At 65.3% G+C, this 23,862-nt stretch carries 21 protein-coding genes; 14 read left to right on the forward strand and 7 right to left on the reverse strand.

The genetic code is table 11. From position 1 onward, the window contains the following. Window positions 1-25: 25 nt before the first annotated feature. Window positions 26-1,426, reverse strand: coding sequence for a GntP family permease (locus QCE73_RS33515; RefSeq protein WP_035502627.1), 1,401 nt, complete (start codon window positions 1,424-1,426; stop codon window positions 26-28). Between the two features lie 308 nt (window positions 1,427-1,734). Between QCE73_RS33515 and QCE73_RS33520 the strand changes: the two genes are divergently transcribed. Together QCE73_RS33520 and QCE73_RS33525 are read left to right on the forward strand one after the other, a co-directional pair. Then, on the forward strand, window positions 1,735-3,189 hold the full coding sequence (locus QCE73_RS33520; RefSeq protein ID WP_035502624.1) for a sigma-54-dependent Fis family transcriptional regulator: 1,455 nt from the start codon (window positions 1,735-1,737) through the stop codon (window positions 3,187-3,189). Window positions 3,190-3,294: 105 nt separating this feature from the next. Continuing rightward, the gene (locus QCE73_RS33525; protein WP_404989834.1) at window positions 3,295-3,549 is read left to right on the forward strand and encodes a hypothetical protein; all 255 of its coding nucleotides are present in this window, start codon (window positions 3,295-3,297) and stop codon (window positions 3,547-3,549) included. A 4-nt stretch (window positions 3,550-3,553) separates the two neighbouring features. On the opposite strand, the gene QCE73_RS33530 is transcribed toward QCE73_RS33525, so the two are convergent. Next, window positions 3,554-4,123: a lipocalin family protein gene (locus tag QCE73_RS33530; protein ID WP_035502621.1), complete on the reverse strand. Its 570-nt coding sequence runs from the start codon at window positions 4,121-4,123 to the stop codon at window positions 3,554-3,556. 506 nt (window positions 4,124-4,629) lie between these two features. Between QCE73_RS33530 and QCE73_RS33535 the strand changes: the two genes are divergently transcribed. Beyond that, window positions 4,630-5,610 carry an AEC family transporter gene (locus tag QCE73_RS33535; RefSeq protein WP_309885310.1) on the forward strand — a complete coding sequence of 327 codons (981 nt, stop codon included), beginning with the start codon at window positions 4,630-4,632 and terminating at the stop codon, window positions 5,608-5,610. A gap of 111 nt (window positions 5,611-5,721) precedes the next feature. Here QCE73_RS33535 and QCE73_RS33540 read toward each other — a convergent pair whose 3' ends face one another. Continuing rightward, window positions 5,722-5,961, reverse strand: coding sequence for a DUF4148 domain-containing protein (locus tag QCE73_RS33540; protein WP_309885238.1), 240 nt, complete (start codon window positions 5,959-5,961; stop codon window positions 5,722-5,724). Window positions 5,962-6,456: 495 nt separating this feature from the next. Between QCE73_RS33540 and QCE73_RS33545 the strand changes: the two genes are divergently transcribed. Beyond that, on the forward strand, window positions 6,457-7,008 hold the full coding sequence (locus QCE73_RS33545; protein ID WP_035502617.1) for an NADPH-dependent FMN reductase: 552 nt from the start codon (window positions 6,457-6,459) through the stop codon (window positions 7,006-7,008). A 76-nt stretch (window positions 7,009-7,084) separates the two neighbouring features. Here the strand turns inward: QCE73_RS33545 and QCE73_RS33550 are convergent, their stop codons facing one another. Together QCE73_RS33550 and QCE73_RS33555 are read right to left on the reverse strand one after the other, a co-directional pair. Further along, window positions 7,085-8,470 (reverse strand): hypothetical protein, encoded by a 1,386-nt coding sequence (locus QCE73_RS33550; protein ID WP_309885239.1) that lies wholly within the window; start codon window positions 8,468-8,470, stop codon window positions 7,085-7,087. Window positions 8,471-8,636: 166 nt separating this feature from the next. Further along, on the reverse strand, window positions 8,637-10,901 hold the full coding sequence (locus QCE73_RS33555; protein WP_309885240.1) for a response regulator: 2,265 nt from the start codon (window positions 10,899-10,901) through the stop codon (window positions 8,637-8,639). Window positions 10,902-11,420: 519 nt separating this feature from the next. Here QCE73_RS33555 and QCE73_RS33560 point away from each other — a divergent pair. From QCE73_RS33560 to QCE73_RS33600, 9 genes are all read left to right on the forward strand, one after another. Next, window positions 11,421-11,603 carry a hypothetical protein gene (locus QCE73_RS33560; protein WP_309885241.1) on the forward strand — a complete coding sequence of 61 codons (183 nt, stop codon included), beginning with the start codon at window positions 11,421-11,423 and terminating at the stop codon, window positions 11,601-11,603. A 111-nt stretch (window positions 11,604-11,714) separates the two neighbouring features. After that, a complete protein-coding gene (locus tag QCE73_RS33565; RefSeq protein WP_035502605.1) occupies window positions 11,715-12,083 on the forward strand; it encodes a response regulator in 369 nt (122 codons plus the stop codon). Next, window positions 12,076-12,699, forward strand: a complete 624-nt coding sequence (locus QCE73_RS33570; RefSeq protein WP_035502602.1) for a chemotaxis protein CheC — start codon at window positions 12,076-12,078, stop codon at window positions 12,697-12,699. The genes QCE73_RS33565 and QCE73_RS33570 overlap by 8 nt, the downstream gene beginning before the upstream one ends. A gap of 19 nt (window positions 12,700-12,718) precedes the next feature. Further along, window positions 12,719-13,660 carry a GGDEF domain-containing protein gene (locus QCE73_RS33575; protein ID WP_035502600.1) on the forward strand — a complete coding sequence of 314 codons (942 nt, stop codon included), beginning with the start codon at window positions 12,719-12,721 and terminating at the stop codon, window positions 13,658-13,660. A gap of 227 nt (window positions 13,661-13,887) precedes the next feature. Then, window positions 13,888-14,736 (forward strand): presqualene diphosphate synthase HpnD, encoded by an 849-nt coding sequence (gene hpnD / locus QCE73_RS33580; RefSeq protein ID WP_035502598.1) that lies wholly within the window; start codon window positions 13,888-13,890, stop codon window positions 14,734-14,736. Then, window positions 14,736-16,010, forward strand: a complete 1,275-nt coding sequence (gene hpnE / locus QCE73_RS33585) for a hydroxysqualene dehydroxylase HpnE (RefSeq protein WP_309885242.1) — start codon at window positions 14,736-14,738, stop codon at window positions 16,008-16,010. The genes hpnD and hpnE overlap by 1 nt, the downstream gene beginning before the upstream one ends. Then, window positions 16,010-17,989 (forward strand): squalene--hopene cyclase, encoded by a 1,980-nt coding sequence (gene shc / locus QCE73_RS33590; protein WP_309885243.1) that lies wholly within the window; start codon window positions 16,010-16,012, stop codon window positions 17,987-17,989. Before hpnE ends, shc begins: the two co-directional genes overlap by 1 nt. Before the next feature lie 26 nt (window positions 17,990-18,015). Continuing rightward, window positions 18,016-18,672, forward strand: coding sequence for a phosphorylase (locus QCE73_RS33595; RefSeq protein ID WP_309885311.1), 657 nt, complete (start codon window positions 18,016-18,018; stop codon window positions 18,670-18,672). A 130-nt stretch (window positions 18,673-18,802) separates the two neighbouring features. Further along, window positions 18,803-19,276: a hotdog domain-containing protein gene (locus QCE73_RS33600; RefSeq protein WP_309885244.1), complete on the forward strand. Its 474-nt coding sequence runs from the start codon at window positions 18,803-18,805 to the stop codon at window positions 19,274-19,276. Between the two features lie 52 nt (window positions 19,277-19,328). Here QCE73_RS33600 and QCE73_RS33605 read toward each other — a convergent pair whose 3' ends face one another. Then, entirely contained in the window at window positions 19,329-20,255 is a 927-nt protein-coding gene (locus QCE73_RS33605) for a VacJ family lipoprotein (protein ID WP_035502590.1), read from the reverse strand. A 47-nt stretch (window positions 20,256-20,302) separates the two neighbouring features. Beyond that, window positions 20,303-22,963: an MMPL family transporter gene (locus QCE73_RS33610; protein ID WP_309885245.1), complete on the reverse strand. Its 2,661-nt coding sequence runs from the start codon at window positions 22,961-22,963 to the stop codon at window positions 20,303-20,305. Between the two features lie 258 nt (window positions 22,964-23,221). Here QCE73_RS33610 and QCE73_RS33615 point away from each other — a divergent pair, with 258 nt between their 5' ends. After that, window positions 23,222-23,839 carry a phospholipid-binding protein MlaC gene (locus QCE73_RS33615; protein WP_035502587.1) on the forward strand — a complete coding sequence of 206 codons (618 nt, stop codon included), beginning with the start codon at window positions 23,222-23,224 and terminating at the stop codon, window positions 23,837-23,839. The last annotated feature ends 23 nt before the right edge of the window (window positions 23,840-23,862 follow it).

Below are 23,862 nucleotides of genomic sequence, written 5' to 3' on the forward strand. Positions count from 1 at the left end.
CTGCACAGGTCTCAAAGAGAACCCGTCAAACGATTCCCGTCATGTAGTAGACCGCGATAACGAAGAACACGGCCAGCGTCTTGATGACCGTCACCGCGAAAATATCGCGATACGACTCCCGGTGCGTCAGCCCCGTCACCGCGAGCAGCGTGATGACCGCGCCGTTGTGCGGCAGCGTATCCATGCCGCCCGAGGCCATCGCCACCACCCGATGCAGCACTTCCAGCGGAATATGCGCGGCCTGCGCGCCGGCGATGAACGTATCGGACATCGCTGCGAGCGCGATACTCATGCCGCCCGACGCCGAGCCGGTGATCCCCGCGAGCGAACTCACGGAAATGGCCGCGTTGACGAGCGGATTCGGGATGCTCTTGAGCGCATCGCTGACCACGAGAAAGCCCGGCAAAGCGGCGATCACGCCGCCGAAGCCATACTCCGACGCCGTGTTCATCGCCGCGAGCAGCGCGCCCGCGACAGCCGCCCGCGTGCCCACCGCGAAGCGCTCCTTCACGCGCGAGAAGGCCGTCAGCAGGACGAGCACGATACCCATCAACAACGCGCCTTCGACCGCCCAGATCGCCACGACGGTCTTGACCGCCGTGGTAACCGGCGCGTGCACGCCCGGCAGCACTTCCGGCGGCACGGTATAGCTCGCGCCGTACCACGTCGGAATCCACTTGGTCAGCGCGAAATTCGCGACACCGACGAGAATCAGCGGCGCGATCGCGAGCAACGGATTCGGCAGGGACGTCGATTCCACGCGCTCCGGCTCGTTCACGAGCGACGTGCCGTAGCCTTCGCCCTTGGCCATCGCCGAGCGGCGGCGCCATTCGAGGAACGTCAGGCCCACGACGATGATGAACACCGAGCCGATCACGCCGAGCCACGGCGCGGCCCAGCCGGTCGTCTTGAAGAACGTCGTCGGGATGATGTTCTGGATCTGCGGCGTGCCCGGCAGCGAATCCATCGTGAACGAGAACGCGCCCAGCGCGATCGCGCCCGGCATCAGGCGCTTCGGAATATTGCTCTGGCGATACATCTCCGCCGCGAACGGATACACCGCGAACACGACGACGAACAGCGACACGCCGCCATAGGTGAGCAGCGCGCACACCGCGACGATCACCGCATTCACACGCGACTTGCCGATATAGCGAATCGCCGCGGCAACGATCGACTCGGAGAAACCCGACAACTCGATGACTTTGCCGAACACCGCGCCGAGCAGGAACACCGGAAAGTAGAGCTTCACGAAGCCGACCATCTTCTCCATGAAGATGCCGGAGAACACGGGTGCGACGGCGGCTGGATCGGTGAGGAGGACGGCGGCGAGCGCCGCGATCGGGGCGAATAGAATGACGCTGTAGCCGCGGTAAGCGGCGAGCATCAGGAACGCCAGGGCGGCGAGCACGATGATGAACGACATTGAGTCTCCGTGAGTGGTTTGTTCTTTGAAGCATAGTGCGCGCTTCTTCTGGAAGCGCTGCGGGCGCGTCGGTAACGCACCGCGCGGGCAGAATGCAGGTTTCGTGCCAGTGCGTTGAAACGAAGCCGCGGCGGGCATCGGACGAGCATGCCATCGCAACGTTTCACCCAGATGTCTCAAAATAGAGACGACTTTGGCACCACGCGCGATCATGCGACTTGTCAAGACTAGTACAGATGCGGATTGCCGGCGAGTCTCCTGATTGAGATATTTGTCTCAATATAGAGAAAACGGAGACTTTGGGCGCCATGCGCAACGACTGGATCAACGTGCCCCTGGACTACAGCGACGTGATGCGCCGCGCGATGGAGTCGCTTTTCAAGACCTTCGAGAATCTGAGCGAGGGCACCTTCATCGTCGATGCGGACGCGCGCGTCGTGTGGATCAACAAGCGCTACGCCGCGCGTTTCGGATTCGACGATCCGCTCGACGCGATCGGCCTCGACTGCGAAACCGTGATTCCGAACAGCCTGATGCGCGAAGTCGTCGCGACAGGCAAGCCGATCCTGCTCGACGTGCTGGAAACGGACCGCGAGCCGCTCGTCGTCACGCGGCTGCCGCTCAAGGACGACGCGGGCGTGATCATCGGCGCGATCGGTTTCGCGTTGTTCGACGAGATGAAGGCGCTCACGCCGCTTTTCGCGCACTACTCGCGCGTGCAGCAGGAACTGATCGCGACACGCCAGTCGCTCGCGCAGGCGCGGCGCGCGAAGTACACGTTTTCGAGTTTCGTCGGCACGAGTCCGGTCAGTCTCGAAGTGAAGCGGCAGGCACGACGCGCGGCGCTCGTCGATTCTCCGGTGCTTCTGCTGGGCGAAACCGGCACCGGCAAGGAACTGCTCGCGCATTCGATCCACGGGGCATCGACGCGTGCCGGCAAGCCGCTCGTGACGGTCAACGTCGCGGCCATTCCGGACACGCTGCTCGAAGTCGAATTCTTCGGCGCGGCGGCGGGCGCGTACACGGGCGCAGAGCGAAAGGGCCGCGTCGGCAAGTTCGAGCTGGCCGACGGCGGCACGCTCTTTCTCGACGAAATCGGCGACATGCCGCTGCCCTTGCAGGGGAAACTTCTGCGCGTGTTGCAGGACAAGGAGTTCGAGCCGCTCGGCTCGAATCGCATCGTGCGCGCGGATGTGCGCATCATCGCGGCGACGTCCGCTGATCTCTCCGCGCTCGTCGCCGCGGGACGCTTTCGCGCGGACCTGTTTTATCGCCTGAACGTGTTGACGATTCAGGCGCCGCCGTTGCGCGACCGGCTGGGCGATATCGAGGCGCTCGCCTACGCGATTCTCGAAGACCTGTCCGCCGACACGCGGCCGGGGCACGGCGGCCATTTCGTGCTGCACAAGGATGGCCTGCAACTGCTGGAGGCGTATTCCTGGCCCGGCAATGTCCGCGAGTTGCGCAACACGCTGGAGCGGGCGCTGATGCTCTCGGAGACCGAGCATATCGATGCCCGCGCGTTGAGCGCGTTCATCGATGCGGGGCGCGTCGCGATCGCGGCGCAGGCGGAGCCGTCGGAGCAGGAAGCCGGCGATCCGCCGAGCCTGTCCTATGCGGACGCCATGACCGATTTCGAACGGCGCTTTCTCTCCGATGCGTTGCGCGCGAGCGGCGGGCGCGTTGCGGATGCGGCGGAGAAAATCGGCATCGGGCGGGCGACGTTGTACAAGAAGATCGCGGCGCTGGGGATCGCCGTCTGACGGTTTTTTGCGAACACGTCAAATCGACGCGAAAGCTTCGCGTGGCATACTCCCCAAATCGAAAATAACGACCAAGAATCAAAGGGGTACGGGATGAAACGCGGGATGAAAATCGGCAGGGCAATCGGCCTTTCGGTCATGTTTGCGGGCAGCGCGTGGGCGCTTGCCGGATGCAGCAGCGCGCCGCCGCTTTTTTCCGCCGATGGCCGCCCGACTCAGCAGATCCAGTGCCCTACGTACAGCGGCTGGAGCAATTGCACCGACAACGCGAAGGCGCTCTGTCCGAGCGGCTATGACGTGCTCGGGCAATCGACCGAGAACAATCAGAACGCGCTGCTCATCGCCTGCAAGGGGGGCTAACCGGTCAGCCTTGCTGCGTCTCGCGCAGCATCGTCACGTCGTAACCGAGCGCGCGCGTGCGCTCGATCAGCGTGCGGCGCAACTCGGCGGAAGGCTTCGCCTCGCGCGTCAGAATCCACAGATAACGCCCGGTCGGCTCGCCGACGATGGACCATGTGTAATCGTCGGCGTGATCGAGAATCCAGTAGTCGCCGACATAGAACGGGCCGAAGAACGACACCTTCAGTTTCGTCCCGTTCGATCCGGGGACGATCTTCGCGCGTCCTTCCGCCGAGCGGTATGAACCGTTCACGCCGCCTTGTCTGCACGCGTTGACGACGGACACGAGCCCGTCATCGCGGCGCGCATAGTTTGCCGTGACGGCTTCGCAGTTGCGTTCGAAGCGGTTCTCGTAGCGCGCGAACTCATGCCAGTGGCCGAGATAGCGGTCGAGATCGACGGCCTTCGAGGGTTCGGGCACGTTGTCGTTGCCGCTCTTGCGCGCCCCGTTCGATGCGCACGCGGCCAGCGTGACGATGCCGCCGATCAAAGCCAGCGCCGCGGCGCCGTATGCCCAAGGTCTACTGATTTTCATGTTGCCCGGTTGGGTGAGAAGTGCGAAGGCTGATCGATCAGCAAGCTTCGTTCCGCCGCGCGCGTCTCCCGGATTTCCTCACCTTCAGGCCCGTCCAATGACACGCGCTGAATCCGGCGCGAGGCGCAAGTGGCTGTCCTGATTGGGTTTTATTCGGCGTCCGCCGACCGGCGATACGATGTTCCTCCGGCTCCCGAATCATCTCACCTCAACTGCACACACGCGATTCACCGCCCGCCGCGCCGATTTTTCATGCGCTGCCGGACGGTTCAACCGATGCAATGCGCCGCGAACCAGCGAAAAGTCGAATACGTTAAAGAACAATGGCTTGCATCGTCCACTTGAGAGAGCGAGTGAGCTCGGAAGTTGCTTCGCGATCCCGATGATCCCGATGTAGAGTGAGCTGCATGTCCATCGAACGGCTCACCGTCGCCACGCTCCCGAAACGTCTCACCTTATTGTCGCGGGGTATTCTCTCGCTCTTCCCATCCAACGCTCAAAGCAGCATGCCCTCGCCGGTTTCCTTGCCTCAAGCATTCGCATCACTGCCTTCGCTGCTTACTCCGCTCGTCACGATCATCCTGCCTGTGTTCGGTCTCATCTTCGCGGGCTACGCCTGCCGCAAGCTGAACAGGCTCGGACCTACCGCGGCGTCCGAGCTGAATCGCTTCGTCGTCTTTCTGGCGCTGCCGGCGCTGCTCTTCGACATCATGGCGAAGACGCCGTGGCGCATGCTCGATCAGCCCGCGTTCATCGCGGCGTTCGGCATCGGCGCGGCGGTGATCTTTCTGCTGACGCTTGTCGTGCGGCTGATGCAGTCGCGTCATCTCGCCGATGCGAGTATCGACGGATTGAACGCGGCGTATCCGAATACCGGATTCGTCGGCTTGCCGCTTTGCCTGCTCGCGTTCGGCAAGGAGAGTCTCGCGCCGGCCGTGATCGCGACCATCGTCACCGTCTGCGTGATGTTCGCCGTCGCGATCGTGTTGATCGAGCTGGGATTGCAAACCGAGAAGCACATCGGTGCAACGCTCGGGCATGTGGCGAAGTCGCTGGTGAAGAATCCGTTGCTGATCGCGCCGGTCGCGGGCGCGTTGCTGAGCGGCTCGGGCGCGCACGTGCCGGAAGGCGCCGAGGCGTTGCTCAAGTTGCTGGGCGGCGCGGCGAGTCCTTGTGCGCTCGTCGCGCTCGGTCTCTTTCTCGGCGCGAAGGGCGAGGCACGCGCCGTCGGCACGACGAGCGCGCTTGTGACGATGAAGCTCGTCGCCCAGCCGCTCCTGACCTGGTGGCTGGCCTTCCATGTGTTCAGCCTGCCGCCGCTATGGGCGAAGAGCGCCGTGATTCTGAGCGCACTGCCGACCGGCACCGGCCCCTTCATGCTCGCCGAGTTTTATCGACGCGAGGGCGGGGTGACATCGAGCGCGATTCTTTTCTCGACCGTGGTCTCCCTCATCACCGTCACGCTCTGCCTGACCCTGATGCTCTGAGCACGCAAAAAAACGCCCGGCGCGAGTGCACCGGGCGTAACCACCTTCTGTTCGACGGTGGAGGAGGGCCAGTTCAGACTGCTTCCTCTGAGTTCTGCAAGTCGCGGCTGGTTACCGCGTGGTGCTGCCGTCGCGGGCGTCGGCGCGAAGTTGCGCGTGCCGTTCCTGATACGGGCGCAACTGCGGGTAGCTCATCGAATTGACGGCGTCGAGATCGCCCGCGCGGCGCGCGCTCGCGAGTTCGGCCTTCACTTCAGCACGCGATTTGCCCGCCGACGCCGACTGAGCAAAAGCGGGCGCGGTAGCGAGAAGCGCGGACAGAACCAGACCGCCGATCAATGCGTTTTTCATTTGAAGCCTCCTGGATGCTTGTGCGTCGGACCCGACGCCTGAAAAGCAGTCTAGGAGGATTCCTATTGGACAAAAATACCGATTGAGCCAACACATTGTTGTCGAGACTGGATGAATGCTGGCCCGCGATTCGCAAGTAACCGTCGCCTGATTGCGGCGATTTTCGCGACATTGACGAGCGGTTTTGGCTCCTCCGACGGGCGTCGTGTTTCGTTTATGAACCAAAAACTAAACGGAATGGAAGTTACTCCCGACTTATCCACAGAAACTGTGGATAACCGTGGGGATAGCTCAGCGGGAACCGCGCGGCGTCGCGGTGAAAGGTAGATTGCTCGATTCGTCGCAAAAATAGTCCGTAACGCGCCGAAAAGGCATCGGAGACGATAACCTTGCGATGCGCCTATCATGTGCACGCGCGTCGTTTCGAGGACGGCGTTTTCCGGACCGAGCATCGTCCGGGTCATCCATTTTTCATCCTTTCAGGGGGAAGATTTCATGGCCTTAAAGATTGCGGTGGTCGTTGGCAGCCTGCGGCGGGATTCGTTCAACAAGCAGCTCGCGCACGCGCTCGTGTCGCTTGCGCCGAGCGATTTTTCTTTCGAGTTTCTCGACATCGGCACGCTGCCGCTCTACAGCCAGGATTACGACAGCGATTTCCCCGAAGTCGCGCGCGCGTTCAAGCAGAAGATCGCCGATGCGAACGGCTTGCTGATCGTCACGCCCGAGTACAACCGCTCGATTCCGGGCGTGCTGAAAAACGCGCTCGACTGGGCCTCGCGTCCGTGGGGGCATAGCGTCTGGGGCGGCAAGCCGGGCGCGATCATCGGGACGTCGGTCGGGGCGATCGGCACAGCGATCGCGCAGTCGCATCTGCGCGGCGTATGCGCGTATCTGGATATCGTGCTGATGAATCAGCCGGAGATGTACATCAAGCACGACGAATCGCGCATCGATGCGAGCGGCAATATCGTGAGCGAGGACACGCGCAAATATCTGCAGACGTTCATGGACAAGTACGCCGCGTGGGTGCGCGACCGCGCGGCATGAGCGCTCGCCTTTCCTGACGCGAATACGGCCCGCTGAGCGGGCCGTATTCATTTTGCTGCTGCCGACAAAAGCGAGATCAGACGTGATGATGTCCCGTCACGCGATCCCATCCGTGGCGGATCGCCGCCTTGAAGCGGTCCCACGTATCGCCGCCGTCGGGGTGCTTGCTTTCCCAGTCGCGACGCGTCTCGTACTCCATCTGGTCGTCCCACGCGCGGCTGCGGAAGCGATCGTCGTTGCCGAGCGTCGCGCCATAGCGATACGCACCCTGATAGTCCTCGTAAGGCTCGCCCGTCGCCGAATATTTGGAGTCGTAATCGGCGCGGAAGTCCTCTTCGTACTCCATGTACTCGTTGGGCACCGTCGCCGGGCCGGTGCTCGTGGGAGCGGGACCGACCGGCCCCGCGCCTTGCGTGCCTGCGGAAGCCAGCACCGGATCAGGCGACGATCCCGCCGCGCGCGCCGCCCCTGCCTGATACGGCGCGGCCGGTTCGTCGAGCGGCCCGAGGGGTTCGACCGAGCGCCACTCGGAAGCCATGTCCGTGCGTACGCCCGGCAGCGGGTCGCGTTCGGCGGGAACGGCGCCCGTCGTGCGAAGCGGATCGCGACCGGCAAGTGCATCGCGTTCCGAGAGCGATTCGCCCGTGAGTCCGTCGCGCGCCGCGAGCGGGTCGGCGGGCACGCCGGCGAGTGGATCGGCGAGCGGATCGATGCCGGTCGTCGCATACGGATCGCGGCCCGTCACCGGATCGCGTCCGGCGAGCGGGTCGCGGGCCGCGCGCTCGGCTTCGCTCATCATCGATTGAGTCTGCGATTGCGATTGCGACTGCATGCCGCCGCGCGGCATCAACGGATCGTCAGCGGGATCGCTGACGTAATCGCGCGGAGCGACCGCGGCCGGATCGCCGAGATCGGCGTGCGGATAAGCGCGCGCGCGCAAGGGCGTCATGTCCGGATCGTTCACCGGCTCGCGTCCCGGAACGGCGCTGCCGCGTCCGAGACCCAGTTCGTCGAGCACCGAATGATCGCGCTCGTCGGCGGCAGCGGCTGACACTTCCGGCGTGCCGTGTTCCAGCGTCGACCAGCTCGCCGCGCGTTCGTCGATATCGATTGCGCCCTGATCGCTCAAGGTTGCGCGCGCGACGTCCGCCTGCTCGGCGCTCGGCGTATCGACGGCGACGAGAATCGCGCCGCGCCGCACGGCCTCCGAATAGTGCGCGACTTCCGGCGGCTGGTCGCGCCCGCCGAAGAGCATGCTGAAGAAGCGCTCGATATTCGCGAGCATGCCCGGCTCCTGATGCGTGACGGCGTCGGGCATCTCGGACGGCGCGGCTGCGTCGTCGCGCTTCGGATTGGCTTGCAGTTCGATATCCGCGCGCGGGAAACCTGCGGCGATCAACGCCGAACGGGCGTCCTCGGCTTGCGCATAAGTATCGAAAACTCCGATGACGGTGTGTCGCATGTACGCCTCCTGCGGTGGGCGAATTCCGGAAATCGGCGACGGCGTCGCCGTACATGGAGACCTTCTCGCAACTCGCGTGCCGGATACCCGCGGACTGTCGCGCGCAGGGGAGCGTTGGAAAGGATGACGGCGCTTTTACAAACGCGCGTGCAAAAAACCGATCGGATTAACGCGCGGCTCGCGCATCGCGCGTCGTTGCGTCCGCGCCGTTCGCGCGCTCGCTGATCGCGCGCAGGAGCGAATCGAGCAGCGCGATATCGAATGGCTTCGACAGCACGCGCGCGCCGACCTGCCGCGCGCGGTCGAGCTCTTCCGCGTAGCCCGTGACGAGAATCACCGGAATGCGCGGCTCGAAGCGCTGCAGCATCTCCGCGAGATCGATGCCGTTCATCTGCCCCGGCATATGGATATCGGACAGCACGACGTCGAACGGAAAGCCGGTCGCGGTGTCGGTGCGCGCGGCTTCGAGCACGGTGACGGCGGTATCGGCGTTGAAGACGTAGGTGACTTGGTGACCCATCATCGTGAGCAGCGCCTCGGTGCCGGCGGCGACCTCCTCGTTGTCTTCGACGAGCAGCACGCGCAAGCCGTCCGCCTCCTTCGCCGCGGCCTCTTCGTGACTCGCGGATGCGCCCGGCGCGCCCGCCGCCGCACGCGGCAGATACAGGCGCACGGCCGTGCCCGCGCCGATCGCGCTGTCGATGGTCGCGAGCCCGCCCGCGCGCTCGCAGAACGCAAAAACCTGCGGCAGGCCGAGGCCCGTGCCCATGCCTTTCGGCTTGGTCGTGAAGAGCGGCTCGAACGCGCGCCCGAGCACGTCGGAATTCATGCCGAAGCCGTTGTCCTCCAGCATGATCTGCACGAATTCGCCGGTGATCGGAAAACCGTCCTCATGGCGAAAGCGCACGTTGCCGGCGCGCACGGTGAAGGTGCCGCCGTTGGGCATCGCGTCGCGCGCATTCACCGCGACATTGATGAGCGCGAGCTCCAGCTCCGCCGGATCGACGCGGATCGCCCATACGTCCGGCGCGACCTCGACGTTGAGCGCGACCTTCGCGCCGAGCGACGCGCGCAGCAACTCGCGTCCCGCCGGCACCCATTTGCCGATCGCGATGACTTCGCTTCTCAACGGCTGCTTGCGCGCGACGCCGAGCAGTTGACGCGTCAGCGACTGGCCGCTCTTCAACGCGCGTTCCATCGCCGTCAGTTCGCGGTCGAGGCCGGGCGCGCCGCGCCGCCGCGCGATCTGCACGTTGGTCGAGACGATCATCAGCAGATTGTTGAAATCGTGCGCCACGCTGCCGACGAGATTGCCGAGCGCTTCCATCTTGCGCGCCTGGCGATACGCGGATTCGATCGAACGCCGCATCGACGCTTCCGCCTGCCAGCGCTCCCACGCTTCCTCTTCGGTCGCGAGCCGCCGCAACGACTGCGTGATCACGCCCCAGAGCACCACGCACGGCGCGAAGATCGAGAGCGCGAGCACGCTCAGATGCTTCCACCAGGCGGACCAGATCGTCGCGATCGGGTAGCCGCTCGACACGTAGACCGGATAGGTGCCGACGCGCCGGAACGCGACGATCTTCAACTGATCGTCGAGGCCGGACACCATCTTCACGACGCCGCTCCTGCGCCCCGCGGCGTACGCTTCGCGCAGCGGCGAACTGGCCGCGAGCGCCATGCGTTCGGGCGGGCGCGGCGGATACCAGGCGAGCACTTCGCCGTCCGAGCGCGACAGGCCGAGCGAGACGCTCGGATTGTCACCGATGAGCTCGCGATAGAACGCGCCGAAATACGCGGGCCGCAACGCGATGGACACGATGCCGTCGAACTTGCCCGACACCGTGCGTCGCGCGACCGCCGTGTTGAACACCTGCTCGCCGGCGACCCGGCCGATCATCACGCGGGAAATCTGCTCGAGCCGCTGGCCGGCGCGCAAGCCGCCGAAGTCGTCGCGATCCGCGACGGAGATGTCGGGCGTCGGCCAGGCGCGGCTCGTCGCGAGCAGCTTGCCGTCGGCGCCGAACACGGAGGCCGCCGCGACCTGCTGATAGGTGTTGCTAATCGTCTTGAGACGCTGGTGGATCGTTGCGCTTTCGCGGCCGATGGCGGCGGCGTCGAGATCGTCGAGCAGATCGACGATGCGCTCGTTGAGCGTCACGTTCAGATCGAAGACCTTGAGCGCATGCTCCTCGGCGACGCGAGCATTGCGCGCGACGAGATCGGACGCATCGGCGACGCGCGCGTGGTAATCGGTGAAGGCGGTGACCGCGACGTACACGCACGGCAGGACGATCGCGGCGACGAGGAGGGCGTAGAGCGTGAGGCGCTGCGCGGCGAAGTTGCGTTCGGGAACCACCGGAAACGGCGGTTCTTCCTGCCATGATTCCGCGGCAGGCTCGGCGTCGAACTCCTCACGTTGCAGCGTCATTTTTGGCAGCGAATTGGAAAACTTACTCGACGTCCGCACTCGGCGTCCGCTCTGGCGGGCGTGCGCGCGGGATTTGCCGGGTTTGAGCGGTGCAACCGCAACTGGAACGCACGAAGCATGCCGGACAATGTATGTGCGGCGCGCGACATCTGGAGGAAAACCTCGGTCGCGCCGCGAAGTTAGCGAGATTATCGGTAGCGCAAACGTACACAAAAGTATGACAACGTATCACATCAGAATACATCGAGTGAAATGTACCCGATTACGCGCCATTTTCATCAGATTAATTCTCGCTTGACGCTCTGGCGAGTTGCTTTGACATTCTGATCGTCCGACAATGCAATCCTCCGACCTGATGCGCCGCTCAGAGCGCCGGCCGGAGGACACAAGCAGCCTCGCGGCGCGCGCCGGGGAGAAGTACCGCTTGTCCGGCCATTCGCCGGCAGGCAGCGCGACCGAACGAGGAGAAGAAGGCCACGGTCCGGAAACCTCTTCCGGATCATGCACGGGGCAGTCGACATGACGCCGATCGAGAGCCAGCAAGCGTCGCGCGCTGTGCGCACGCTCATCACCCAGCGTTCGCCCGCGGGGTGGCGCGCCTATGTCCACAAGCGCCGCGCCTGGCTTATCGCCGCCGAGCTGCATCTCCGACAGCGTCCGCATTCCCGCCGGGCGAAAGGGCTCACGCCGGTTCTGCCGTGAAGATCGCCATAAAGATCGCCGCGCGGATGCCGTAATCACATACGAGTGCCTGCCGTGTCCGCCGACACGACCATCCTCAGCCCGAAAACAGCCTAAGAGATCCTGCCAACCATGCCGTTGCCGATTGTCATTGCCGATGATTCCCTGCTCGCACGCAAGGTGATGACGCGCGCGCTGCCCCCGGACTGGGACGTCGAGATTTCCTATGCGACCAACGGGCGCGAAGCGCTCGAACACTATCGGGCGGGCCGCGCCTCGGTGATGTTCCTCGATCTCACGATGCCCGACATGACGGGCTATCAGGTGCTCGACGCGTTGCAGCACGAGGACCTGAACACGTTCGTGATCGTGGTTTCCGCGGACGTGCAGCCGATGGCCCAGGAGCGGGTGCGCGCGCTTGGCGCGATCGCGTTTCTGCCGAAGCCGGTGACGCCCGAAGCGCTGCGTCCCGTTTTGAAGGAGTACGGACTCCATGGTTGATTCCGCCCTGAACGAAGATCAGCGCGATGCGCTGCAGGAAGTCGCCAACATGGCGATGGGCCAGGCCGCGACGCGGCTATCGAAGCTGCTCGGCACGTTCATCGAACTGTCGGTGCCGCGCGTGCGCGTGGTGAGCGTGGCCGAGGCGTCGGCGGCGCTCGCCGAGATGACCGGCATCACCGATACCGTCACGGCCGTGCGCCAGGGCTTTCGCTCGGACATCAAGGGCGAGGCGATCGTGCTGTGCAAGAGCGGCAGCGTCGATCAGTTGTGCGCGCTCGTCAGCGATCCGTACACCAAGTCGACCTACGAGGCGACGACGCGCACCGAGCTCGTCTTCGATGTCGCCACCGTGCTGATGGGCGCGTGCGTGTCGTGCATCCTGGACCGCCTCGGCCGTTCGCCGATCTTCTCGCCGCCGGGTATGCTCGGCACGGAAATCGGGCTCGACGAGGTCTTTCAGCCCGCGATGCTCGCGTGGAAGACCGCGCTCCTGCTCGAAGTAAATTTCGCGCTCGAAGATCACAGCTTCCGCGCGCATCTCGTGATGCTGATGGCCGAAGACGCCATCGCGCATCTGAACGAAGCGCTCGACGCGCTTCTGTCGAGCCTCTGAACGGGATGCCATCGTGAGCATGGACGAACTGCGCCACGCGCTTTCCGAACTCGTGATCGAGCGCGTGGGCTTCGGCATATTCGTGCTCGATCGCGACCTGAACGTGCTGATGTGGAACCGGTTCATGCAGGACCACAGCGGCAGGACGGCCGAGCAGGTGATCGGCAAGTCGATCTTCGCGAGCTTTCCGGAGCTGCCGCGCGTGTGGTTCACGCGCAAGGTCGAGAGCGTGTTTCAGCTCGGCAGTTTCGCGTTCAGCTCGTGGGAGCAGCGGCCGTATCTCTTCAAGTTCGATCACGACCGGCCGATCACCGGCGGCGTCGATTTCATGCAGCAGGACTGCACCTTCATGCCGCTGATGTTGGAGCGCGAGGTGCGCGCCGTCTGCGTGACGATTTCCGACGCGACCCACGCGAGCATGATGCAGCGCGCCCGCGACGAAGCGGTGGCGAAGCTGCAGGAATTCGCGGATCGCGACGGCCTGACCGGCATCGCGAACCGGCGCTACTTCGAACTGCGCCTGCGCGACGAATTTTCGCGCTGGCAGCGCTACGGCGGCGAACTGTCGATGCTGCTCTTCGATCTCGACCACTTCAAGCGCATCAACGACGATCTGGGTCACCTCGTCGGCGATACGGTCTTGCGCGTGATGGCCGAGCGTGTTGCGAAGAGCGTGCGCGTGCAGGACGTGTTCGGGCGCTTCGGCGGCGAGGAATTCGCGCTGCTGCTGCCATGCACGAATTTCGAGGACGCGATGATCGTCGCGGAGAAAGTGCGCCGCGAGATCGGCGAGACGCCCATCGACGTGCAGGGCGCGCGGGTGCCGGTCACGGCGAGCGTCGGGGCAGCGCGTGCGCGGACTGGGGCGACGTCGTCGTACGAGGCGCTCATCAACGAGGCCGACGCGGCGCTTTATACGGCGAAACGCGAAGGGCGGAATCGGACGGTGGGGTTTGCCTGAATCGCTGCCGACGCGCAGCGCCTTGCCCCGCGCGGCTCCGGCGCAATCGGGCAAAGTATTGATATACTCTTTGCCGCTTCCGGCGCAGTCACAGCCGGCTCGCGCCGGCTTTTTCCCTCGATCGTCCTTTTCAGCGCCAGATGGTTCCGCGCGCGCCGGAATCGCATCGAGACCGGCGGCGATCTCTTACTAAATTTGCCCTTGGGGGCGCCACAGCGGAGTTCGTCTTGGCCGTTTCCAATTTCATCGCTGAAGAGCCTGCTCCAGACGCCGCGAAAACGTCGTCGGGAAGCTCGTTCTATCTCGCGATGCGCATCCTTCCCGCCGAGCAGCGGGACGCGATGTATCAGATCTACGCGTTCTGCCGCGCGGTCGACGATATCGCCGACGAAGGCACCTTGCCGCGCCGCGAGCGCGCGCTCGCGCTCGACCAGTGGCGCGAGGACATCGACGCCTGCTACGCCGGCAAGCCGAAGCAGTCGCTCGAAGCGCTCACGCGCCACATCCACGCTTTCCACCTTTCCCGCGACGACTTCCAGGCCGTGATCGACGGCATGGCGATGGACGCCGCCGGCGATATCGTCGCGCCCGACGAAGCCACGCTCGATCTCTATTGCGATCGCGTGGCGAGCGCGGTCGGGCGGCTGTCGGTGAGAATCTTCGGGATGCACGAGGATGCCGGGCGGCGGCTCGCGCACCATCTCGGCCGCGCGCTGCAACTGACCAACATCCTGCGCGACATCGACGAAGACGCGGAAATCGGTCGCGTGTATCTGCCGCGCGAGCTGCTCGCGCGCGAAGGCATTTCCACCAGCGATCCGGCGAGCATCGTCGGCGATGCGCGCCTGCCGCGCGTGTGCGCCGTGCTCGCCGAGCGCGCGAAGGGCCACTACGCCCAGTCCGACGCGATCATGGCGGCGTCGCCGCGCGCCCAGGTGCGCGCGCCGCGCATCATGTCGGCGGCGTATCGCGCCGTGCTCGACGCCAATCTCAAACGCGGCTTCGACCTGCCGCGCACGCGCGTGCGCACGCCGCGTGCGCGCCTGCTGTGGATCGTGGCGCGCAACCTGATCTGATGTCCCGGCGGGTTATCGTCGTCGGAGCAGGCATCGCCGGCCTCGCCGCCGCGGTCGAGGCGCAACGGCGCGGCGCACGCGTCGTGCTGCACGAGGCGGCGCCCTACGCGGGCGGCCGTTGCCGCTCCTTCTTCGATGCCAGGCTCGGCGTCACGCTCGATAACGGCAATCATCTGCTGCTATCGGGCAATCAATCGACGATGGCCTATCTGCGCGCGATCGGCGCAACCGACACGCTGATCGGCCCGACGCAGCCCGAGTATCCGTTCTTCGACGCCGCGACCGGCGACGCCTGGACGATCCGCATGTCGCCGGGGCGCTTGCCGCGCTGGATCTTCGACGCCGCCGCCCGTGTGCCGGGCACGCAGCCCGCCGACTACCTGCCGTTTCTGCCGCTCTTCTGGGCGAAGCCGGGCCGCGCGATCGAGGAATCGGTGCGCCGCAAGGATCGCGTTTGGAATCTCCTCGTGCGCCCGCTGCTGCGCGCCATGCTCAACGCCGATCCGTCCGAAGCGAGCGCCGAGCTCGCGGCCGGTTTGCTGCGCGAAACGGTCGCGCAGGGCGGTCAGGCGTGCCGTCCGCTCATCGCGAGAAGCGGGCTGTCGCACGCGTTCGTCGAGCCCGCGCTGCGGCTTTTGCAGTACGGCGGCGCGGAGATCCGGCTCGGCTCGCGCGTCGCGGGTATCGGGGTATCGGGCACGGATTCGACGGAGCGTGTAAGCTCGCTGGCTTTCGAAGGCGCGGAGCCTGTCGCGCTCGGAGCGGGCGATGGCGTCGTGCTCGCCGTGCCGCCCGATGCGGCGCGCGCGCTGGTGCCCGACCTGATCGCGCCGGATGCATCGCGCGCGATCGTCACCGTGCATTTCGCCGCCGATGCGCCCGCGGGCGTTCAGCCGCAGACCTGCATCGTCAACGGCATGTCGGACTGGATTTTCGCTGCCGACGGCAGGCTATCGGTCACGCTCGCAAGTGCCGACCGATGGCTCGCGACGCCGCACGAGGAACTCGCGCAGGCGATCTGGCGGGAAACGGCGAAAGCGATGCGCATGTCCGCCGCGCCGATGCCGCCTTGGCAGATCGTCGTCGAGAAACACGCGACGTTTGCCGCCGTGCCTTCGCAGGAAGGCTTGCGGGCCGCCACGCGCACGCGCTGGCCCAATTTCACGCTCGCGGGAGACTGGACGGCGACCGGCCTGCCCGCGACGATCGAAGGCGCGATCCGCTCCGGCCAGAAGGCCGCGGACGCGCTGTTGAACCCATCGATGGAACGCTGATGAACGATTTATCCCTGTCGGCCGTGGGCGCGCGAGTGTCGGGCGCCTCGCTCGATTCCGCCGTCAATCACGCCACCGACGCGCTGCTCGCGGCGCAACATCCGGACGGCTACTGGCTCTACGAACTCGAAGCGGACGCAACTATTCCGGCTGAATACGTGCTGCTCGTCCACTATCTCGGCGAGACCGCCGACGAGAAGCTCGAAGCGAAGATCGGCCGCTATCTGCGCCGCATCCAGCGCGAGGACGGCGGCTGGCCGCTCTTCACCGATGGCGCGATGGACGTCTCCGCGACCGTGAAGGCGTATTTCGCGCTGAAGATGATCGGCGATTCGCCCGACGCCGAACACATGCAGCGCGCCCGCCGCGCGATTCTCGCCGCGGGCGGCGCGGAGAAGGTGAACGTGTTCACGCGCATCCTGCTCGCGCTTTTCGGCGTCGTGTCGTGGCGCGCGGTGCCGATGATGCCGGTCGAGATCATGCGCCTGCCGATGTGGTTCCCGTTCCATCTGTCGAAGGTGTCGTACTGGGCGCGCACGGTGATCGTGCCGATGCTCGTGCTCAACGCGAAGCGCCCGCGCGCGCGCAATCCTCGCGGCGTGCGCATCGACGAGGTATTCACGAATCCGCCGGTCAATACCGGCATGCCGACGCGCTCGGGGCATCAGAGCCGCGGCTGGTTCGCGTTCTTTCGCGTCGTCGATTCGATCCTGCGCGTCGCCGATCCTTTATTGCCGAAAGCCGGCCGCGAACGCGCGATCGATGAAGCGGTGCGCTTCGTCGACGAGCGCCTGAACGGCGAGGACGGACTCGGCGCGATTTTCCCGGCGATGGCCAACTCGGTCATGATGTACGACGTGCTCGGCTATCCGCCCGAGCATCCGAATCGCGCGATCGCGCGCAAGTCGCTCGACAAGCTCCTCATCATCGACGAAGCCGACGATGGCGAAGCGTATTGCCAGCCGTGTCTGTCGCCGGTGTGGGATACGTCGCTCGCGGCACATGCGCTGCTCGAAACCGGCATGCCGAAAGCGCGCGCGGCGGTGACGCGCGGCCTCGAATGGCTCGTGCCGCTGCAGATTCTCGACGTGCGCGGCGACTGGGTCTCGCGCCGTCCGAACGTGCGGCCGGGCGGCTGGGCGTTCCAGTTCGCGAACCCGCACTATCCCGACGTCGACGACACGGCCGTCGTCGCGATGGCGATGGACCGTGCGGATCGCGAGAACGGCACGGCGCTGTACGGCGAGTCGATCGCGCGGGCGCGCGAATGGGTCGTCGGCATGCAGAGCAGCGACGGCGGCTGGGGCGCGTTCGAGCCGGAAAACACGCAGTACTACCTGAACAACATCCCGTTCTCGGATCACGGCGCGCTGCTCGATCCGCCGACGGTCGACGTGTCCGCGCGCTGTCTGTCGATGCTCGCGCAGCTCGGCGAGACATCGCTCAACAGCGAGCCGGCGCGTCGCGCGTTCGAGTACATCGTGAGAGACCAGGAACGCGATGGAAGCTGGTACGGACGCTGGGGCCTGAACTACATCTATGGCACCTGGTCGGCGATGTGCGCGCTGAACGCGGCCGGCGTCGCGCCGACCGACCTGCGCATGACGCGCGCGGCGGACTTGCTCATCGGCATCCAGAACAGTGACGGCGGCTGGGGCGAGGACGGCGAGAGCTACAAGCTCGACTATCGCGGTTACGAACAGGCGCCGAGCACCGCGTCGCAGACGGCGTGGGCGTTGCTCGGACTGATGGCGGCGGGCTTGGTCGAGCATCCGGCGGTTGCGCGCGGCGTCGGCTATCTGCTGAAGACGCAGCAGGCGCACGGGCTCTGGGACGAAACGCGCTTCACGGCGACGGGCTTCCCGCGCGTGTTCTATCTGCGCTACCACGGCTATCGCAAGTTCTTCCCGCTGTGGGCGCTCGCGCGCTACCGAAACCTGACACGCGACGGCCTCACGCGCGTGACGGTGGCCATGTGACCGCGCCCGTCGTCGCCGTGACCGGCATGGCGTTCGAGGCGAAGATCGTGCGCGGGCGTGGCGTCGATGTGGTGTTCGCGGCGCGTGCGGACTGGCTGGAGCGCGCGTTGTCCGATGCGATCGCGCGCGGCTGCTCGGGCGTCATCAGCTTCGGTACGGCGGGCGGGCTCGCGCCGGATCTCGAACCGGGCGAGCTGATCGTCGCCGAGAGCGTGTCCGGCCCGTTCGGCGAGCTGCAGACCGATGCGGCATGGTCCGCGCGTATCGTCGATGCGTTCGCGGGCACGCCCGTCCAGCGCGTCATGCGGCGCGGCAGGATGGCGGGCGTCACGGCGCCCGTCAAGAGCGAGGCGGAAAAGCGCTCGCTGCATTCGTCGACCGGCGCCTTGGCCGTCGATATGGAATCGCATATCGCCGGGGCAATCGCGACGGCGCGCGGTCTGCCGTTCGCGGTGTGCCGGGCGGTCGTCGATCCTGCCTGGCGCACGCTGCCCCCCGCCGCGACGGCCGGTTTGCGCGATGACGGCACGACGGCCATCGGCCCGATTCTGCGTGAATTGCTGCGCGATCCGGCGCAACTGGGCGCGCTTTTGCGGCTCGCGTCCGACGCGCGCGCCGCCCGCGCGACGCTCGTCCAGGCGCGGCACGCGCTGGGATCGGCGCGGGCGCTCACCTTCGGCTGAGCCTTTCGCTTCCATCCTTGCTTTCTGCGGGTTAACCCTCATCTCGTTATAATCAGGGAAAACCCTAATCTGGCGCGCGTCGATTTCTCTGCACCGTGACGCGCGCGGTAATGAAAGCGAGGTACCGCAAATGAATTTCCACACCCGCAAATGGGTCAAGCCCGAAGATCTGAACCCGAACGGCAGTTTGTTCGGCGGCAGTCTTCTGCGCTGGATCGACGAAGAAGCCGCGATTTACGCGATTTCGCAACTGGGCAACCAGCGCGTCGTGACCAAATTCATGTCCGAGATCAACTTCGTCAGCTCGGCGCGTCAGGGCGACATCATCGAACTGGGTATCACCGCGACGCAATTCGGCCGCACGTCGATCACGCTGCGCGCGGAAGTGCGCAACAAGATCACGCGCAAGAGCATTCTGACTGTCGAGAAGATGGTGTTCGTGAATCTGAACGAGCAGGGCGAACCCGCGCCGCACGGGCGCACGCAAATTCGCTACGCCGATGAATTGTTCGAGGCGTATCGACGGGATCAGGGTGCGGTGGAAGCGCCGAATATGTCCGGCGATGATCTGTTCGAGGAAGCTGTCGAGGAAGCCGCGCACTAAAAGAAAACGGGCGCTCAAGCGCCCGTTTCCTTTTCCAGCAATCAAAACCGGCTTACTTGCCCGCAGGCTGCGCCGCCGGATCGTCATACTGCGGCAGCCCCTGCGCCTTGCTCGAACTCGGCGACGGCTGGCTCTTCGGCGCGTTCTCTTCCGGCGCTGGCGATTTCCCGCCGACGCCGCCCGCAGGCGACGCCGCCGCGCCCGGATCGACATATGTCGGCAAGCCTTGCTCCGTACTGCCACCGCCGGTCTCGCCCGGCGCGCTCGCGCCTTCCGGCGCCGATGCGCCTTCGTCGCCGTAGTCGGGCAACGTACTCGCGCCGCCGCCCGTCAGCAGGTACTGACGCCGCTGCGTGTAGGCATCGCGCACGAACGCGTATTTGTCGAGCGCGGCTGCCGAGAGCAGATCGGTCGCGCCGATCAGGTCCGCGCGCGCGCTCACGAAGTTCACGCCGAACAACGGCCAACGTATTTCCGCTTCGGAATAACTCAGCGGGTTCACGCGCCAGTCGACGAGCCAGGTGGTCGAATCGCGGAACGAGCTCGGGCCGAGCAGCGGCAGCACCAGATACGGCCCCGACGGCATGCCGTAGTGCCCGAGCGTCAGGCCGAAATCCTGATGGTGCTTCGGCAAGCCCGCGGGCGATGCGACATCGATCAGGCCGCCGACGCCGAACAGCGAGTTTATCGCGATGCGCATCAGATCCTGCGTCGCATCGGTGATCTTCAACTGCAGCAGGTTGTTCGCGAAGTTGGAGAAATCGCCGAGGTTCGAGAAGAAATTGCTGACGGCCGTGCGAAACGGGCTCGGCGTGTAATCGACGTAGAACTGCGCGACGGGCTTGGCGACGTAGGTGTCGAGCGTGTCGTTGAACGTGAAGATCTTGCGGTTCATCGGCTCGAGCGGGTCTTTCGGATTGCGGTCCGGGCCGGTGGCGCAGCCCGCTGTCGTGAGCACGCCCGCAATCGCCAGACTCATCCCCAATTTACGCACTGCACGAGCGGTCAAAGCCGTCGATCCCCACTTCATTCTTCAATTCCTCTTAGGTTGTCATGTCGTTGCGCCGCCCTGAGCTTCGCCCGCGCCGCCGCGCGCACCTTGCGCGGTTTGCCCATCAGAACGGGCTGGAACACCACGGCGCCGATCAGCGTGCAAAAGAGCGACAGCGCCAGCAGCCGTCCCATGCTCGACGTGCCCGGATGATGAGAGAACCACAGGCTGCCGAACGCCGTCGCCGTCGTGGCCGCACTGAACATAACGGCATGTGTGAGGCTGGACTGTAGCAAGCGCGTCTGCCCGGAGCGCCACGCCATCACGAAGTAGATCTTGAACGCGACGCCGACGCCCAGCATCAGCGGCAGCGCGATGATGTTCGCGAAGTTGAGCGGCATCCTGAAGACGACGCACAGTTCCAGCGTGACGATCGCCGAGACGAGCAACGGTACCAAAGTTCTCAAAACGTCGCCAAAACGGCGCAGCGCGATCCACAGCAGCACGGTGATCGCGATGAGCGAATAGAGCGCCGCCTGCTCGAACGCCTTGATGATCGTCTCCGCCGAATGGCGCACGGAAATCGGCCCGCCGATGGCGTTGGGAGCCGCCTTCTGCACCGCGTCGGCGAAGCGGGCGAGCAGCGCGTCGTCGTTGGGATCGGCACCGGGCGGAACCTTCGGCGCGATATCGACGAGCGCCTGGCCCTGCGGCGTCACGAACGACGCGACCATCTGCGGCGGCAGCGTTTCGCGCGTGATTTCCGTCGGCGTGAGCAGCGCGCGCAATTGCGCGAGCGCGATGCGCAGCGGCTCGGCCATCGCGTGTTCGGCGCGGTCGCGCGTCGCGGCGTCGGCTTGCGCCAGCTTCGCGAGCGTCTGCGAGAGATGTTTCGCTTCCTTGTCGCCCGGACCGGGATGCTCGTCGGCGGCGAGCGAGAGCTGGCTCGACACCCGTTTCAGCGCCGCGATGCGCACCGCGTCCGTCACGGGCGATGCCGTCTGCTGATCGAGCGCGGGCAGCAGTTGCTCGGCGGCGGCCTTGATGAGCGCCAGTTTCTTCGGCTGATCGGCGGGGATGAGCGACGAGAGCGTCGTCGCGCTGCCGACTTCCGGCAGTTTTCTCAGCTTCGCGGCGATGGTGTCGGCGTCTGAAAGCGAGGGCGCGAGCACCGCGACATCGTTCACCGCACCTTCCGGCGAATCCTTGAGCGCGATGAGCGTCGCCATCGACTCGGTGTGCGGGTCCTTCAAATGGAGCGGGTTGAAGTCGAAACGCAGATCGAAGAGCAGCGGCAGCGCGCCGATCACGACCACGAGCGTGCCGATCAGCACCGGCTTGCGATGCTTGTCGAGGAATTCGTCGAGCGGCGCGAGCACCGGAAAGCCCGGCGAATGCGCTTCGCCCGGCGGCGCGAACACCTTGATGAGCGCGGGCAGGAGCGTCATGTTGGTCGCGTAGGCGACGAACATGCCGACGCCCGCGATCAGCCCCAGCTCCGACACGCCGCGATACGCGGTCGGCAGAAACGAGAAGAAGCTCGCGGCGGTCGCGGCGGCGGCGAGCGTGAGCGGCACGGCGACATGACGCGCGGTTTCCGCGAGCGACACGTCGAGCCGCCTGTGCTTGTAGCGCTCCTCGCGATACTTCACGCCGAACTGGATGCCGAAGTCCACGCCCAGGCCGACGAACAGCACCATGAACGCTACCGAGATCATGTTGAGCGCGTGGACCATCATGAGGCCGAGCGCGGCGGTGATCGCGAGCCCGACGAAGAGCGTGATGAACACCGCGACGATCATGCGCTTCGAGCGCAGCGCGACCCAGAGGATCATCAGCACGACGAGGAAGGTCAGCACGCCGTTGAGCACGGCGCCGTCCTGCACGGACGCGAATTCCTCGTCGGCGAGCGGCTGCGCGCCGGTCAGATGCAGCGTCGCGCCGTATTTTTTGTCGATGCCGAGTTCGGCGGCCTTCGCGCGAATCTCCTCCGACGTGCCCGCCGCCGCCTTCAGCGCATTGAAGTTCAGCTCCGGCAACACGGTGACGAACGCGCGCCCCGGCGCGGCGCTGTCGGACGAATCCGCGAGACCGCGCCACGAAAATGCGGCGGGCTGATTCGCCAGCACGCGGTCGAGCACCGTCGCGCTTCTGCCGAGCAGACCGGCCATCTGGCCGAGATTGACCTGTCCGAGCGTCAGCGGCAGATTCAGCGTGGTGTTGAGCGTCTGCGCGAGGCCGGTGAGCGTCGGGTCGTGCGCGAGCGTGTTGATGAGCGGGCGCGCCTGCGCGAGCTGCTTCGTGACCTGCTCGACCTTGTCCGTCGGCAGATAGAGCAGGCCGTCGTGCTCGAAGAACGTGCCGCCTTCGGGCTGCGACACCGACTTGAAGCGCTCCGGCTCCTTCGCGAGCGCGGCGGCGAGTTCGTTGGCGGCGGCATCGGCGAATTCCTGGGCGGGCGCCTGGACCACGATCAGCAACGTCGCGCCACGCTGCGGAAACGCCTCGTCGATGGCCTTGCTGCGCGCAGCCCACTCGGGCTCGGTTTCGATCAGCTGGCTGACGTCGGTGCTGATTCTGAAGTGATGGACGACATAAATCGTGGAGAGCACGCCGAGCAGGAGCGAAACGGCGATAATCCACGCCGGCCGGCGGATGGCGAGGGTGACGAAGCGAGTAATGTTGGACGTCAGCATGAAGACGCTACCTGGTGCCTGTTATCTTTTGTGCGTGCGAACGCGCGAATTGCATGATGCCGACCGCCGGAATCCGGATCATTTCCATGAAACGATGCGGGGAGCCGCGCAAGTATACCGGGCGCACGCAACACGCCGCGCTTGAACTGTCGCGGCGCGGCGATGTCGATATACTGACCTCGCAGCAAGCTGGCCGATCCTGCAATGCCGGAAGGCCGCACAACCCGCGCCACCAAACCTGATTAGAGAACGGGTGCCATGAAACGCTATTTGTCTATTTGCTTCGCTTTCCTCCTTGTCTCGCTGTCCTTCGCAGGCGAGGCGCTCGCACAAACGAGTCCCGATGCCGTCGTGAAGAACGCCGTCGAAGGCACCGTCAACGCGATGAAGGCCGACCCGCAAGCGCGCGGCGGCGACATGGCGAAGATCACGCAGCTCGTCGAAACGCGCTTCCTGCCCGCCACCGACTTTCAGCGCACCACGCGCATCGCGGTCGGCAAGGCCTGGGCGAGCGCCACGCCCGAGCAGCAAAAGCAGCTCTACGACCAGTTCCAGACGCTGCTGGTTCGCACCTATGCGGCTTCGCTTTCGCAATTGCGCGATCAGGACGTGAAGTTCAAGTTCGACGCCCCGAACATCGATGCCAACGCGAAAGACACGGTCGTCGAATCGCACGTCATCTCCACGGGCGGCGACAATCCCGTGCGCTATCGTCTGGAGAAGACGCCGCAGGGCTGGAAAATCTACGACATCGACATGATGGGCGCTTGGCTCATTCAGGTCTATCAGCAACAATTCGCCGGCCAGTTGCAAAAGGGCGGCGTCGACGGTCTCATCAAGTTCCTTTCCGAGCACAACGCCCGTTCGGCGGGCTGACGCTCGCGTCTCTTCGCTGGCAG

This window comes from Caballeronia sp. LZ029 (genome assembly GCF_031451275.1).
In the GTDB taxonomy this organism is placed as follows: Bacteria; Pseudomonadota; Gammaproteobacteria; order Burkholderiales; family Burkholderiaceae; genus Caballeronia; species Caballeronia jiangsuensis.